The following is a 13,820-nucleotide window of genomic DNA, read 5'->3' on the forward strand; positions in this document are numbered from 1 at the left end:
ATCCCCGGCTCGCTCCGCTCACCGGAACGGGGGCGGGTCGCTGCGCTCCCCACCAGGGAGCCGCTACGCGGCTCGACGGTGCTCCAGTCATGCCGCCGACCATCGTGTCGCTGCGCTCCACTCAGATTCGAATCAGGCTGCTCTTCAGTATGATTCAACGTCACGATCGAAACGGAATCACCGACACCGAACACTCGGGGTCGCGCTGCGCGCGACGTGAACCTCACTACGGCTGCTCCCCGAACCCGTCGAATCATCATGTACTCATGCTACCCGACCACACACCACGAAGCAAGGACAAGCACCCACCAAGATATGCCCACTCTCATTACTACGCAATGGAATACGACTACCCGTCGAAGGCAGCGTGCGCAAACAATCGGAAACCGCTTCGCCATCAATCGCATTCCGATACATGTTGCACTGCAACGTTATTCACTCACCGCATCCAGTGCCGCGCATAACCATTACGGCACAACACATTTCGCAGAACACCACCACAACTGCCGCCACACCCCCACCGAACCACACCACCCAGACCCCCGTCCGGATCCCCAACAACCCCCGAGCCACCGACCACCAGACACACCACGCGGCGACGTCGAGGACGATGCGTCGCACCGTGGGTGAACCCCGACAGACACCACCACCCCTTCCGTCGACGACACACAACACACCCACAACCACCCCCGGGACCACACCACCCCAAACAAGCAGCCCCACCAGCACAAACGACATGTCCCCCCAACCACCACAACACGGATCCCCTGCGGGAGAGGGACCACGAAGCCGCGCGAGATCCGACCACCAAATACAACAAAGGCCCGCCACGATACGACCCGAACCTGTCAAACAGCCGAGTTCCCGCAGTAATCAGTGACGGAGCCGCCCGGCCCGAGAACTGAGAACCGCCATGACACGACCGAGGACACCAAAGTATTTCCTCATCGCGTGCTGTGAACACGAGCCCCAGTCGCCAGAAAAGGCGAGGCCTCGCCCGAAGAGCGAGACCCGTGACGACAGGCACCAGCCATGAATCTCCCAACGCCCAGACAGCGCCGCCGCATCGCCATTCAATCCACAACCATCGCCGCCGTCGAAGCCGGAATCGATCAGCTCGAAACCGTGGCGACCAACGCCGGCCTCCACCCCCTCGCCGTCGCACTCAACATCGCCGCCGCTACCGCCACCGCCACCGTCATTGCCGCTCTGGACGGTAAGGACGGTGACGGCACAGATCACGGCCACAGTGAGCCCGAGCAGCCCCGTGACGACGACTCAGGCACCTGAACCCCGGGACCGACGCAAAGCCGCACAGCGCCACGCCTGGCCGCTCGATATCGACCTTGGCGCGAAGAGGCGGCACGGGTGGGGCTCAGCTACCTAGTATCGACCTGATGGTCCCTCTGCTGATCCCTGTGCTCACCGCTGCGATCGCAGCGATCGCGGTACTGAGTGCGGCCGGCGTCGCTCGGAACGCCACACGCTACGCCGCCAGGCTCGGTGCGCTTCAGAAGGCTCACGACGCCAACTACGCCGCGCTCGAATCGTTCAGGCAGGCTTTCATCGAGTCCACCAATCTGGTGCAGCGCTATACCTTCCACGTGCCGTTTCAGGACAGACTCCGAACACGCGGGTCGACCCGCGAGCAGTTCGATCAGAATGCACCCTGGTACGAGCCCGCATTGCTCTCCGTTCAGAAGCTCCGCGCCCTGAGCCACACAGTGTTGCTATCGGACACAACGAACGCCCTCTACAAGAACGCCGACGACGTTTTTCGGAACGTACTGTCAGCGGAACGTCAGACAACTGCAACCGACCCGTGGCTCGCCGCTATGGCCGATCAGCCGGACCCACTCACCCGCTGCATCGAGGCACTCGGAGCCGATCAACGCGCCCTGCTCGAGGCATACCCCGTCGACGTTCCCCGCCGGCGGAAAAACGATCAGCAACGGATCTCCCCCGGTTAATCCTGAAGACGTACACCGGCAGCGGACCGGCGTCTGGCATTCCCGTGCGCTCCACCAATAGAGAGCACTTTGGTCCCGCCTGGCAACATGGCGTCCAGCACCCATTGTGTGACCTACGTCATACTTGTAAACGTTTTTTGGCAAAAGCCCCTATGTCGTTATGACCGCTTCGCAGTAGTCGGTGGGTTGAGCCGATGACGCGCAGATCAAAGCACGTACGCACTCGAGGACGCCATGTCCAAAAAGCGCGATCCCGAACTTGCAGCCAAGCTCGAAGCCCTTCTTGTCGATGCCCGCACACAGGGTTCTCGAACACCTGAAAACAAACTCGCCCCCGCAACTGCCGCCTTGGTGGATCTCCTCTGGGACCCCGCAGTCGCCACTCTTCACACTCTCGTCTCCGACGGCCGCATCGTCAGCGCCGGGCCCATTCCCGTCGCCATGACCATCGGCTGGGACGACCTGGAGTGGCTACGGTCCGACTACGCCGATCGCGACGCCCTGTGCATCGAGCTTGCGGTTGCAGGACTGACGACGTTCCTCCGAGCCGCGGTGGACAGAAAGATCTGGACCCCCTCCGGCCGGGCGTCTCTGCTTACCTACTTCGTCAACGCATGTCTCTTGCACAAGCTGCACGTAATCAACAAGTGGACGATGCCTCGCCGGATCGAACGCAGGCTCGCGACACTGGCCGATGTCGACGACCTCGATGCCCTGACCCTCGACCTGTCGGACATCCCATACGCAAGTCACGCGGCTCAAATCCTCGTCGACCGCGCCACACCGCAGGTGCGTCGACTGTTCGAGGCTCTACTGCAGGGCGAGACCATCGCAGGGGCAGCCACGGCGATGGGTATCGATCCCGCGACAGCTCGCACCCACCTGTTCCGGTTCCGGAAGAACGTCGTGGTGCCGCTCATCGCCGACGGCTTCCTCGATCCACCATCAGGAACTGCGCTCGCCAAACATATGGAGAACCAGCACGCCGACGAGCTCTCCACCTGGGGACCCACCCCTGCAGAACCCGAGCCCGACTTCGATCCATTCACCTCGAAATACGTGCCCGGCAACGTGTTCGCCTCCGACTGGGAGCCCACCGATGTCTACTGACGACCACCGCCGAGACCGGTGGACAGATGCGTTCCGCTGGTACTCACACCCGCTGACATCAGTAATCGTTCTGGCCATACTCAGCCTGCTGACCGCTGCAGCCTTCGGCCGCGAATTCGGCACCATGGCATTCTTCGCCATGCTCGAGTTCCTTCGAGAATGCGCCAACGCCTCGAATGACGACAGCCGGTGACGCCGGCTGAGGGGACTACGACATATGCCGCATGGTCGTCGCTGCGACGACCCCCGAGTCTTCGCCTAGTTCGGATCGGCGGGCTCGGGTGCGGTTCCGGAATCGTAGATCAGGTCGTCGGACCCTTCGTAGCGGTAAGCTCGCTGCCCGCTCGGCAGAGTCACCCATCCCGCCTGTCCATGATCGGGATCCGGGTCGAAACTATCGTCGCTGGTCGTCACGAGCAAGCATCTTTCCAAATCGGACCTGAGCGCCCGGCTCAGGCGGTGCGTCGACTGGCCACCTATTCCGGAGAGGCTCGGCCTCCGGCCAACGCTCTGCCGCCTCTTAGGGTGGTCGGGTGAAAGAGACGCTTGGTAGTTGGCCCCTGCGGCGTGTGGCATGCGTGGTGTGCGGCGCGCTCGCGATCTACTTCTGCCTGGTTTCCCTGCAGCGGATGGGGTGGACTCTGGACCGCGTCTTTCACGAGTTCTGGGTGGGCATGGCTCTCATCGGCCTCATGTCGGGTTCTCTCGCTATCGGGTGCACCATCAGTGACTTCTGGCGTGCACGTCCGCGTAAGAAAGATTGGGCCGCGTTCATGGCTACAGCGTTCGGGTCGACGGTCGTGCTGGCTCTGACAGCTACCCACGACGACGTAGATCTGGGTTCACTACCAGCGTGGGTCTCGGCGGGTGGCGCTCTGTTCACCGCCGGCGGCGTCCTAGTCGCCCTGCGCTCGTACCAGGCGACGCGACGTACAGCCTTGGAGGACCAGGCCAACCAAGTTCGACTCCTGCAAATTCAGGTGATGCCCGACGGTTCCGACTCGCACGGCAAACGGCAGTGGCGCACGGTATTGACCAATCGCAGCAAGGACCCGCTCTACGGCCTCGAAGTTCGGGGATTCCGCGCCCAGGTCGAAGACGATGCGGCCCCGGTGTACATGAGCGCCTTCGAGGAGACGACGTTGCCTGGACCCGACGCACCCCAGCACATCGACCAGCTCCACCCTGAACCGGCGGTCAGGCTAGGGGCCTTGCAGTACTGCCCGGTGCTCGAGGCGGGGGCCCAGTTCACCCTGAGATGGGCGTCGCGCCGTGCTGTCGAGCCAAATCCGCCGACGCCTGCTTTCGTAAACATTTGGTACTCGGTGACCGACGCCAACGGCCGCTTCTGGAACGTCGTCGACAACAACGAACCCGAGAAGGTATCCCGCCCCACACGTCGCCTCGGCTGAGCAAACACCCCTGAGCCGCAACCGCTGTCCCATCTCGATATTCCTCTCCGGCTCACCGCGACCAGATCCGCTCGACACGACATCGACGAGTAAGAGGTAACCGTCTTCTACGCAGTTCCCGTCGCGTTGGAAAGCACTACACCCGTGTGCGACTCCTCTGCCGCTGCTCCGACGTAGTGTGCCTTTCATGGCCGATATTGATGAGCTGGTATCGCAAGTATGGAACCCGGCGTCGAAGGTGTTGGCCGCCGAGGTCTGGCGGTGTTACAACGCCGGTGCAGTCCGAGCGAGCATTGTGAGTTTGTGGACGACGATCACGGTCGATCTGATCACCAAGATCGGCCACCTCGCGGATGACGGCGACTCAGGAGCCATCAAGATTCGAGCCGATATCATTGCAGCGCAACAAAAAGGCCTGCAATCGGAAGGCATTCGGCAGATGCAGGACATCGAACGGGACTTGCTCGATCACGGCGAGAAGCTGGAATTGTTCGACGGTCTGGACAAACGCGCACTCGACCGAATCCGTGACGATCGCAACGTCTGCGTGCATCCGACGCTTCGCGGAATGGAAACTCCCTATGTCCCGCAGCGGGAGGTCGCGCGCGCCCACTTGGCGGTAGCACTCGAGGTCCTGCTCCTTCACCCGCCCACCCAAGGGCTGAAGCTGATCGAGAGATACAGCGCGTTCACCTCGGGCGCGATCTTCACTCCGACACCCGAGCTGATCGTCGAGCTGTTCTACCGAAAAGTGCGAGCAGGAATACGCCGCACCATCGTCGAGATCGCCGCCAAACATTCATTTCTCGAACTCCCGACGGACACTGGACTGCCTGCGTCCGAGCTGGCAGACCGAAATGCGAAGGTGCTGACTGTCCTCGCTGACCAAGACAGGCCTCTTGTCCTGGCTGCTGCCGAGAAACTGAGGGAGCGCTATGCCGCTCTCGACGGGGACGCTCAGCTGCGCGCTCTCGCTCGGCTAGGTGATCAGGATTTCTTCTGGGACACGCTCAACCAAACAGTGACAGGGCACCTCGACACTCTCGTCGGAAAACCACCCACATCAGGTGACCATGTTCCGCTCAAGGTCACCGCTGCGGCGGTCTTGTCCTTGGTAGGCAATTCACTCGCGCGCCAGAAACTGCCGGCACTGGAGGGCGTGTTCGATTCCCTTACCGTCACTCAAAAAGTCTCCGCGATCACCACCAGACCGACGCAGTACTTCGTCCCCTCCATCGTCGCAATGCTGAAGAACGCGAGCAGCTACGCTGAAGCCACCGAAATCACGCCAGCACTGATCTCTCACTCTCGATTCCTTTCCGTGCAGCAACTAGCAGCCGTGTTGACAGAATGCTCGGCCAACGGACAGTGCTGGCATGCCTACGCAATGCCTCCAACCCTCCTCAAGGTCTACCGCGAGACCACCCACCTCGGCACCGACCGCGTCTCTGTATTCCAAGACTTTCTCGACCGAATGTCCGATGAAAATCACAAGAGCTCGGATGTCTACTACACCTATCCCCAACTCCGAGCTGCAATAGCAGAACCCGTGACCAGTTGAACTTCTCTGCACCCGCGATGGCAATGATCTCAGGACCGCACACCCGACACACGCCCGCGACGAGAGTGGCCGTGGGTCGGGTTTCTCTGCGAGCAGTTCGCTCGTGTGCCGCGCAATGGCGGCCTAAGGCGTGATTGAGCGTCTAGCCTTCGAGGCGTGACATACGACCTCACCAGGCTCGGCAACGCCCGCTTCGAGCACCTCGTCCAGGCTCTGGCCCTGCGGCACCTCGGCCCGGGTGTCGAGATCTTCGGGGACGGCCCGGACGGCGGACGTGAGGCCACTTTCCGCGGCTCGATCGACATGGACGGTAAGGGAAAGTGGGACGGGTACGGGGTCATTCAAGCGAAGTACAAATCGCAACTGACCGGTACCGCTGCGGATCAAAAATGGTTCTTCGAACAGATCACCGCCGAACTCGATCTGTGGGTCGACCAAACCAAAAAGCGTCACAAGAACCAACCCGAGTATTTCATCATCGCCACCAACGTGTCGGTATCCTCGGTCGAGGAAAACGGCGGGCAAGACCGGCTGAGGCGACTGTTCGCCATATACCGAGATCGAACCGACCCGCGCACCAAAAAGAAGAACGGCATGCCCAAGTTCAAGGACTATGACCTGTGGCATGCCGACAAGCTGGACCGGTTATTGGAAGACAATCAAGAGATCTCTCGTCGCTACGCCGATCTGATACTGCCGGGCGACGTGCTATCTCGACTGTTCGACCATGTCAGCCAGACCGACCGGAAGGTTGCCACAGCGTGGATCGGCCACATCACGAGAGCCCTCTCCTCCGACACCAAGGTAGAACTCGGCGAATCGGGTGACCTCACCAACACCCACCTCGACCTCGCCCACATCGCCGTCGACTTGCCTTCATCGCACCTGCCGGAACGACCGCCAGCCCCTCACGACTCGGCCATAAAGCTGGTACGCGAACACCTCGAATCGTTCTTCACACAGACGTCCGCGGACACAGCCCTCCGCTCCCTCGTCACACGGGCAGACCAAGTGCTCTCCCCCGCGCTCGACCCCGCGGCACGAGATCGAGTGGTGGTACTCGGCGGACCTGGTTCGGGAAAGTCCACGCTCTCACGTCTGCTATGCCAGATCTACCGCGTCGCACTAGTAAAGGAAGCTGCAGCAGGCCGCGTCACGCACGCGATCACCGACAAAGCCAGCCGGATCTCCGCCGCCTTCGCAGACGCAGACCTCCCCGAGCCGACACTGCATCGGCTACCGGTAAGGGTCGTATTGAGTGAGTTCGCCGACCAGGTAAGCAAGCCAGTCAAACCCACTCTCCTGCAACACATCGTCGACACGATCAACGACCGGGCATCGGACCCCATCACCGTTCCCGAGGCCCTCAGACTGCTCGAAACGTGGCCGCTGCTTCTCATGCTCGACGGAATGGACGAAGTCGCCTCTGCGACCAACCGTGACGAAGTCACGCAACGAATTGCAGACTTCCTCGACGAAATGGCAGCCCACCAGGCAGATGTCCTGACTGTATGCACCTCTCGCCCCATCGGATTCGAAAACGACGACCGCATCGACTACCAAGAGCTCCGGCTCACCCCCCTGACCACGAAGCAAGCCCTCGGCTACGCCTCCCGCCTGTTACAAACACGATTCGCCGAGAACCCCGATCGCCGCGACGAAGTACTAAAACGCCTAAGCAAGGCATCACACAGTCCGGACACCGCACGCCTGATGACTTCCCCACTGCAGGTGACAATCCTGAGCTTGCTGCTCGAACAAGCAACCGAAATACCCGACAGCAGATACGCGCTCTTCAAAAATTACTACGCAGTCATCCATGCACGGGAAAGCAGCAAACCACCCGGAATCGGTGACGTCATTCGCCGCTACCGAACTCAACTAGACCAACTCCACCAACAATGCGGACTCGCCATCCACGCTCGTGCAGAAAAAGCCGGCGATTCCGACTCCATCCTGCCGATATCCGACCTCGAGAGCATCACCCGACGCATCCTCGAGGCCGAGGAACAACCCAACCCCGAACAACTGATAGAGCAGATCGTCAAACTCACCCGGCAGCGACTGGTCCTCCTCGTTCCTCGCGGCGACGGGGTGGCATTCGAAGTACGAAGTCTCGCTGAATTCTTCGCCGCTACAGCCCTCATGGTGGGTGAAGACGAACTCGATACACTCGCCCGACTCATCCCCTCGGCCCACTGGCGGCACACATGGCTCCTCGCCGCAGGCTACGTCTTCTCCGACCTCACCGGCAAACGCGACTCACTTCTTCAACTCCTCACCGACGCGAACCACGAAAACAAGGTCAATCGATTCGTCATGCCGGGTGCCACCCTGGCCGTAGACGCACTCAAGGACGGGTTCGCCGCAAACACCCCCAAGTACCAAAAGCGGTTGGTACACATAGCACTTCAATTGATCAGGGGACCCCGAGGCGGCCACATCACCAACCTCGCCGAAACCCTTGCCCCGCTCATGGAGGAATCCGAAGCAATCAGACAAACGGTTTGGCAAGAAGTCGACGCGTCCCTCGCCGACAACAGCCCCGGGGCGATCCGGACATTTCTCAACGGGCTCGTCGAGGCCGACTCCGGGACAATAGGAGCGACCGCAGGCAACAAGCTCGACGCGTACATGAACCGACCGAACCCAGGACAGTCCGCCGAACCTAGCTCGGACGACGCAACCAACTTCGCGATTCGATCGGCCCTCGACCGCGTCATCGAGATCACCCTCTCAGATGATTCCGACGAACACGTAGTCGATTTCGCGGCTCGAGTCAGCCTCGGCGACAACGACGCCGACAACGCCATGGTCCAGCAGGTTCGAGAGATCATCATCGACAACTGTGGCGAAAATCAGCGCCGACGGGCAACGCTCCGCGAGATTCTCGCTGGCGCATTAGAACACGACACGGTCAACCAAAACCCTGAACCGACTCCTGCAACCCTGCTCACACCCGCGGTATCGGGTCGCCCCAGACAATCCTGGGTGGAGTGGGATCGTCCCAGCCCACGTCAGCAGACCACGGCTCCACCGCTTGATACCTGACGAAGTATGCCCCCTTGTCCCCGCTGCTCGACACGCCTGCTGGTCAAGCACTGGATTTGCGAGTCATCAACTCATGCAAGGGAACTCAGGCAGTCGAGCAAACCTTTGAGCACTCGACGGTGGCAACCTTCTACTTCTCCCCTGACGGCTCAGACACCATCCGAGGTGACGGCGAACCTCGAATGGTCGGTCACCGATAGACCGAATGCGTCCGAGCCGTCGACCGGTGCAACGAGAATCGTCCGCCCCTCATCCAAGGCCGTGATGATCCGCCCCCACTTCCTAGACTCGTAGCGGACCAGGCCGAGGCGATAGTTTCCGAGGTCACAGCCACCGGCGGTGACGAGGTTCTCAGCCCGAGGACTCGGGGCCGAGGCCGACCGAGGGCGCGCAGATTCACAGAAACCCAGTCGCTGTCACTAATACTTCTTCTCTGATCGCTCGGTAGCTCGTTGAGGCAGCACTTGCCCAACGAAGATGAGCCGATCTGACGGCTGGGTTACCAGCCCCAACGCCTCGGTAACGACATGACGTACCTGCGGATACGACTTCATGTGAGTCGACCATCGCAGATACGCGATGTCGTCGACGCGTCTGAGGCACTCCAAGACCCCGACCGACAACTGAGACGAATGCACGCGGTCCTGCCCCTGCAAATTTGTAAGGACCCATGCGGCTACGCTGCGGGCCGTTTCGTTGGGGGTGGGACGGCCAATTAGCGCGAGCTGAATACTTTCGACAAAGCGCTCGAGGCTGAACCTCACAAGCCGGCGCGCCATCGTCTTGAGCTGCAATTCTTCCGGTCCAGGTGACTCATGGTGCGGGCCGGTCGTTGGATACGGAACCTCGGGTTGAATTTCCTGCGCGGAGAGTCGACGTCCATCGGGAGCGGTAGCGATAAGACGTCCTGCCTTGATTACCTCCGAAGGCATGCTGGTTGGTGCACGTGGTCGCCACCGCTCCTCGTAGACCTTGGTGCGCTCGGGTATCGGCTGACTCAAGTCCGGGAACGTCAGGAAGATCCACTCCAGGACGTTTTTCGCGGATTTCCAGCCCGGTCGCTTTTCACCGAGAATTCTGCCTCGAGACGTGGTCGCGTACAGCACATAGGGAACGCGCATCTTCGACAGCCCTAGCTGATTCTCGGTCACATCCCTGATGTCGGTGTCCCAAATGTACGGACCTGGGTTCGGGGAATTGGGTGTATTGCCCTCAGCCCATTCCTCGGGTGAAACGATCCTGACGCGGGTGGCCATCTCATCACGCAACTGCTCCTCCACCCCCCTGGCAACTTCGCGGACCTCGGCGTCGGAAAGGAGGCCGACCACACCCTTCGAGATGTCCGCATGCAATCGGGACCGGTCGAAGTGGTGGGCCTGAAAGCGGCTGGGTCCGCTCTGGCGAACCATTACGTTGCTGAGGGACCAGTCATCGAACATCTCGGTGAAGTTGAACTTGTGCCCGTTCTTGCAGACGCGTACTCGCTTCTGCACCGCGAACGCATGTGGGGCGTCCCTTCTTGCGCGTGTCTCATGGACCTTGAGAGGCTCACTGAGGTTGAGGTGCTCTTTGCACTGCGGACAGTCCATCCACAGATTCTAGTGGCGCTACAGCCGTCACGTCCCTATTTTTTTACTGCCTCAATCATCCGTGGGACTCCTGTGAAGTCTTGTGGCTGTAGAGACGTGCGGCCGACCAGATTTAGGTAAGGCGTCACCGCCCGAAATTTATTTCCGGAGAGGTATGGACGAATTCCGCACGACTGATGCAGGGTGTAATCACGCCCTCGACAACGAGTCTCGGGCAACGAAATACGCTCACCACGTCGAGTTCACCTCGACAGCGGGGACCGACTTCATCGGTGACCGAAGGTAATGGTGGGCGGGGCCTGGTAGGACAGACCCCGCCCGCGCTCTACTGCCCGGCTGAAAGGCCAAAGCACCATTCGAGATCGCTACCAAGCAACTACGAACGAGAGCGGAACTAATCATGACCCTCCAGCCCCACCCTGCGCAACGCTCGTTGACGCCGATGGTCGCAACATTCACCGTCGATGACTCAGCCCGTCCACACATCGCCCAGCTTGCACGCCCCCTTGCCGAATCCACCGATAGCGACTGGGCCTACGCCCGCGATGCACGCCGGACTGCGTGGTTCCTCCACCACACTTTCAAAGCCGCACTCGATACATTTCAGACCGATGGCGGCGGCCTACTTATTCGCGGTCTAGATGTCACCGGGGTTCCACCGACACCCGACAGCCCTGGAGTGGCACCCACACGAAATACGGTCATGGCGGCACAGACAGCCGTCTTGCTCGCGCATCTCGCCCATCCAGTCGCATACCGCGCTGAGGGCGGCGGGGCGTTGATACAGAGTGTGCTCCCGACCCGCGCGGACCAGTGGAAGCAGACATCGACAGGGAGCGGAGAAGACCTCGAATCGCACACTGAGCAGGCATTCGGTACAGACTCTCGACCGAACTACCTCGGCCTCGGATGCCTGCGCGGCGATCCGAACGCAGCCACGTACTTGCTGTCGGTCCACGTGCTGATCCGGCATCTTCCGGCTCAAGTGCTTGCGCTCCTACGGCAGAGGAAGTTCCACACCGGTGTCGACGAATCGTTCGTGCGCGGTGGTGCGGACGACACCGCGCGAGGCCCTTTCGCCGTGATCGCGGGAACAGAGGACAACCCTGTGCTTACCTACGACGCCGACATGATGAGCTCGGAGAGTCCTCGCCACGCCGAAGCGCTCAAACACGTGCAATCGGTCTGGAAGGAACACCGCGTGGCAGTCACCCTCATGCCCGGTGACGTCCTGTTGATCTCGAACGACACCGCTATCCACGGTCGTTCAGCATTCTTCCCTCGCTGGGACGAAGGAGATCGATGGCTTGCCCGAGTGCAGGGAATTACCGATCTGGATGTTGTACGGCGGCTGTGTCAGCCCCAATCGATCATCATCGAGTCGCGCGACACATAACGCCGTACACGATGCCGAGGATGCAAGGCGAGACCGAAGCCCGGTCGACGGTGACGTCGACCGGGCTCAGTCATGCCGCAGCGAGCGGCGGCTGATCTGGGACCTCACAACCAACTCTCTCCGACGCCGTGCCGCCAGCGGCCTGTAACCAACTGCGCGAGCGGTTTGTGTCCGGGAACCACCGTGCGACCTGGCCGACTGACGTACTTTGTCCAGATGGACCGGCATCGCTCAGACATCGGTTCCGTACCGCCGATACCTGCCGATCTCGAGGATCAGCTTCGCGGCTCGTTCGTCCCGCAGAAGGCATTCCCTTACTCGGCCGTGCGTTGGTCCACGTGGCTCAACGATCTCGACGTGATCGACGAGGTTCTCGGGACGCTGCCGGCCGCGCTCGACCGTTCCATCGCGGCTGCACGAATCGACGAGCTGCTCGACGGTGAGAAGACCGCTGCAGCGTTCGTCGTCGCGATGATCTGGGGCCACGGCTCGTCTGGATACGGCCCCTTCCGCACCGCGCGAATCTTGACGGGAGCCGCCGATCCTGCCGGTGAACCACTCTCCCCCGATGTGCTCGAAAAGCTCACGCGCTCAGTCGACATTGCGCAGAACAGCGGCGCGGTGTCGGGATACCGGTACCTGAACAACGACGGGAGAATCACCGGGCTCGGGCCGGCGTTCTTCACGAAATGGTTGTACTTCGTCACCGCCCGCGGCAATCCAACTTCTCCACACGCCGCTCCCGTTCTCGACGCCCTGGTCATCGAGTGGATGCGCCGACACGTGAATGTCCGAATCCGCGCCGGCCGCACCGCGGACTACGCCGCTTACCTCGACCACCTCACCGCATGGGGCACAGCGACCGGCCACACACCGGTCGACGTCGAAGAACGAATCTTCCGCCTCATCCGTAACGACGGAACACCCCACGACAGCACCACCGAGAACAACGAACGGAAACCCAGATGACCAGCCCCACACCCCCGCCCGGATGGCACCCAGACCCGAGCGAACCCGGACTGATCCGGTACTGGGACGGAGCCCAATGGACCGAACACACACAACCCGCCGCCGAGTCGACAGCAGAAGAACCAGCTCCCCCCGGTGCCGCTGAATCCGACCAGCCCGCACGGGCAGGCGTGCCCCGCGCGGTCAAGATCATCGGCGGCATCGTCGCCGCGTTCGTCGTGATCGGCGTGCTCGGTGCCGTCTTCGGCGACGACGAGCCCGCCGACGACTCTCAGGCCGCTGCACCGTCCACGACGTCGAGCGCCGCAGCCCAACAGACGTCCACGCCCGACCCGTCGACAACCACACCGCCGGCCACCACCGTGCCGCCGACCACGACCACCACGTCAGCTGTGGCCGCTGCTCCCCCGGCTCCCGCGACGTACCTATCGGATCCCCGATGCGCCCCCGCGAATCAATCGCTGGTGGATCTGGTCTCCTCCGGCTTTTCCGAATCCGGTCTGACCCTGACCAACGGCACCGTCATCGACTCCGGCGACTACACCTACATCGGCGGAACCACCCTCGACGCCACCGGCGGGGTCGAGAATCGATCCGATGTCTGGGTCATCGCCAACGGCAGCGTGTACTCCTCGACCGGAGGAGCTCGGAACACGACGAGCTGGCCGCGAGCCAGCTCCGAGTTGGATGTTTCCCCCGGCGACCCCGACGTCCAGGCCGTCGACGCCTGCGTCGTGGACCTCACCCGATGACGCCGCCCCG

Annotated in this window: 12 protein-coding genes; 10 read left to right on the forward strand and 2 right to left on the reverse strand. The window is 61.6% G+C overall.

Annotated elements, in window-relative coordinates:
- Window positions 1–1,032 precede the first annotated feature (1,032 nt).
- The 4 genes from CH295_RS25395 (at window position 1,033) to CH295_RS25410 (ending at window position 3,273) form a co-directional block, all read left to right on the forward strand.
- Window positions 1,033–1,290 (forward strand): hypothetical protein, encoded by a 258-nt coding sequence (locus tag CH295_RS25395; protein ID WP_094742244.1) that lies wholly within the window; start codon window positions 1,033–1,035, stop codon window positions 1,288–1,290.
- Between the two features lie 107 nt (window positions 1,291–1,397).
- Window positions 1,398–1,970: a hypothetical protein gene (locus tag CH295_RS25400; protein ID WP_094742245.1), complete on the forward strand. Its 573-nt coding sequence runs from the start codon at window positions 1,398–1,400 to the stop codon at window positions 1,968–1,970.
- Window positions 1,971–2,204: 234 nt separating this feature from the next.
- A complete protein-coding gene (locus CH295_RS25405; RefSeq protein WP_094742246.1) occupies window positions 2,205–3,080 on the forward strand; it encodes an RNA polymerase sigma factor in 876 nt (291 codons plus the stop codon).
- Window positions 3,070–3,273, forward strand: coding sequence for a hypothetical protein (locus tag CH295_RS25410; RefSeq protein WP_094742247.1), 204 nt, complete (start codon window positions 3,070–3,072; stop codon window positions 3,271–3,273). Before CH295_RS25405 ends, CH295_RS25410 begins: the two co-directional genes overlap by 11 nt.
- Before the next feature lie 65 nt (window positions 3,274–3,338).
- Here the strand turns inward: CH295_RS25410 and CH295_RS27955 are convergent, their stop codons facing one another.
- Complete coding sequence (locus CH295_RS27955; RefSeq protein WP_170946073.1) at window positions 3,339–3,494, reverse strand: hypothetical protein; 156 nt, start codon at window positions 3,492–3,494, stop codon at window positions 3,339–3,341.
- Between the two features lie 119 nt (window positions 3,495–3,613).
- Here CH295_RS27955 and CH295_RS25415 point away from each other — a divergent pair, with 119 nt between their 5' ends.
- The 3 genes from CH295_RS25415 (at window position 3,614) to CH295_RS25425 (ending at window position 9,104) form a co-directional block, all read left to right on the forward strand.
- Window positions 3,614–4,492 (forward strand): PTS sugar transporter subunit IIC, encoded by an 879-nt coding sequence (locus CH295_RS25415; RefSeq protein WP_141217079.1) that lies wholly within the window; start codon window positions 3,614–3,616, stop codon window positions 4,490–4,492.
- A 178-nt stretch (window positions 4,493–4,670) separates the two neighbouring features.
- A complete protein-coding gene (locus CH295_RS25420) occupies window positions 4,671–6,053 on the forward strand; it encodes a hypothetical protein (RefSeq protein ID WP_141217080.1) in 1,383 nt (460 codons plus the stop codon).
- Window positions 6,054–6,209: 156 nt separating this feature from the next.
- A complete protein-coding gene (locus CH295_RS25425; RefSeq protein WP_094742250.1) occupies window positions 6,210–9,104 on the forward strand; it encodes an NACHT domain-containing protein in 2,895 nt (964 codons plus the stop codon).
- A 419-nt stretch (window positions 9,105–9,523) separates the two neighbouring features.
- Here CH295_RS25425 and CH295_RS25430 read toward each other — a convergent pair whose 3' ends face one another.
- Entirely contained in the window at window positions 9,524–10,693 is a 1,170-nt protein-coding gene (locus CH295_RS25430) for a hypothetical protein (RefSeq protein ID WP_094742251.1), read from the reverse strand.
- A gap of 703 nt (window positions 10,694–11,396) precedes the next feature.
- Between CH295_RS25430 and CH295_RS25435 the strand changes: the two genes are divergently transcribed.
- The 3 genes from CH295_RS25435 (at window position 11,397) to CH295_RS25445 (ending at window position 13,810) form a co-directional block, all read left to right on the forward strand.
- Window positions 11,397–12,089 carry a TauD/TfdA family dioxygenase gene (locus CH295_RS25435; RefSeq protein ID WP_170946074.1) on the forward strand — a complete coding sequence of 231 codons (693 nt, stop codon included), beginning with the start codon at window positions 11,397–11,399 and terminating at the stop codon, window positions 12,087–12,089.
- A 216-nt stretch (window positions 12,090–12,305) separates the two neighbouring features.
- Window positions 12,306–13,058, forward strand: coding sequence for an 8-oxoguanine DNA glycosylase OGG fold protein (locus CH295_RS25440; RefSeq protein ID WP_094742253.1), 753 nt, complete (start codon window positions 12,306–12,308; stop codon window positions 13,056–13,058).
- Window positions 13,055–13,810, forward strand: coding sequence for a DUF2510 domain-containing protein (locus CH295_RS25445; RefSeq protein WP_094742254.1), 756 nt, complete (start codon window positions 13,055–13,057; stop codon window positions 13,808–13,810). Before CH295_RS25440 ends, CH295_RS25445 begins: the two co-directional genes overlap by 4 nt.
- Window positions 13,811–13,820 lie beyond the last annotated feature (10 nt).

The sequence above is a fragment of the Rhodococcus sp. 14-2483-1-2 genome, from assembly GCF_002259405.1.
Classification (GTDB): Bacteria; Actinomycetota; Actinomycetes; order Mycobacteriales; family Mycobacteriaceae; genus Rhodococcoides.